This is a genomic window from Alteromonas sp. IB21 (assembly GCF_016405965.1).
Classification (GTDB): Bacteria; Pseudomonadota; Gammaproteobacteria; order Enterobacterales; family Alteromonadaceae; genus Alteromonas.
The window spans coordinates 1-1,105 of sequence record NZ_JAEFCD010000066.1 but is presented as its reverse complement, the minus strand read 5'-3'; the positions used below and the strand labels follow the sequence as shown (position 1 = coordinate 1,105).

Here is a 1,105-nt window from a genome sequence, read left to right as displayed (position 1 = left end):
ATACCAATTGCATTAATTAATTGACCAAATTTATCCACTCTCTCCAACAGAGAGTTTTGACTCGCTCAACATCCGCAATGAATGTATTCCAGGCGCGAGAGACCTGTTCTACTATTTCTTCGTAACCTCGAAATACTCGGTTGGATAAGCAACGCTGCCGCAGCCATTGCCATACCTGTTCCATCGGGTTCAGCTCCGGAGAATAGGCTGGGAGTTTTACGAGACTAACGTTGGTAAATGGGCTGGCCGTATCGAATGTATGCCAGCCAGCGCCATCCACCACAACAACGGCATGACGTCCTAGCTCTGTCGTTTCGCTTATCAATTTTAAATGTTGCTTCATCACCTCTTTATTGACAAGAGGGCTGATAAGCGCCTGCGTGTTGCCATTGCTCGGACACACTGCGCCAAACAAATAGCCATAATCAAATTGCTGTTGCTTTACCACTCTTGGTCTGCTGCCCTTCGCAGCCCATATTCTGGACGTCTGATTTTGCTGACCGAATCGTGCTTCGTCCTGGAACCAGACATCAACGCGATCCAGCGGGAGGTGACCCGGAGTGTGAAGGATCGTTTCCAACTGGAAGTTTTTTAAAAGTATCTTGGGTTTGCTGTGATTGTTTAGGGTGTTTAGAGCGACTGGTTATCCAACTGAAACCGAGCGCATCCATGACGCGGTAGACGTTTCGCAACTGATAGTCGATTTGGAAGGTGTCGCTAATGTATTGTCGTACATCCTGTGCAATCAAACGACCTCCCTCCTTTTTAACCGCGTTTTCTTCGATAAAATGTGCGACCTGTTCTCGCTGAGAGACGGAGAGCTGGCAGGGTCTACCCGGGCTAGGTTTGGATTGCAGGCCTTCAAGTCCGTAAGCCAGGTAGTTGGATACCCACGTATTAACACTGCCTCTGGCAACCCCAAGGTAAGCGGCTATCTGAGTACGCGTTTCCCCTTTTTTGAAATGATATAACGCTAAATAGCGGGTACGCAGTCGCCCGTTGGAGGTATGCTTTGCTAGTTGTTTAAAGTCGTCGGCTGTATGCATATGAAAATCACTCAAATATGAATAGCGCCATTAGATCAAACTTTTAAGTCAATTGGTAT

At 47.3% G+C, this 1,105-nt stretch carries 1 protein-coding gene; it reads right to left on the bottom strand.

The window, feature by feature from the left end; translation table 11 throughout:
- Positions 1-16 precede the first annotated feature (16 nt).
- Positions 17-1,046 (bottom strand): IS630 family transposase gene (locus JC525_RS19730; RefSeq protein ID WP_233095335.1). Its coding sequence is split into 2 segments (ribosomal slippage): positions 17-593 and positions 592-1,046, totalling 1,032 coding nucleotides; the frame shifts between segments, so codons are not numbered across the junction.
- Positions 1,047-1,105 lie beyond the last annotated feature (59 nt).